This is a genomic window from Stenotrophomonas sp. SrG, assembly GCF_050031795.1.
Lineage (GTDB): Bacteria > Pseudomonadota > Gammaproteobacteria > Xanthomonadales > Xanthomonadaceae > Stenotrophomonas > Stenotrophomonas rhizophila_A.
Genome location: NZ_JBNBBE010000371.1, coordinates 1 through 262, shown reverse-complemented (window position 1 = coordinate 262; position 262 = coordinate 1). Strand labels below are relative to the sequence as shown.

The 262-nt window shown below is 66.0% G+C and carries 1 protein-coding gene; it reads left to right on the top strand.

Annotated elements, in window-relative coordinates:
* Positions 1-262 (top strand): hypothetical protein (locus ACQG3P_RS20140; RefSeq protein WP_426806035.1); only part of this gene is annotated, 262 nt, incomplete at both ends.

Here is a 262-nt window from a genome sequence, read left to right as displayed (position 1 = left end):
ACCCGGCGGGCTGGGAACTGGCGGAAATCCGCCTGCGCCCGCAGTACGTCGACAATGACTTCGACACCGGCCCGGTCGATTTCAACTGGAACATCAGCCCCGGCTTCCGCCTGAAGGGCGGCAACCTGGCCAAGAACTACACCTTCAGCACCGTGGAACTGCGCCGCGCCAGCGAACTGGCCGTGCCCAACGTCCCCAACGGCACCACGATCGTGCCGGTGGACATGACCGAGCAGGCCGGCCTGAAGGGCATCACCGGTAC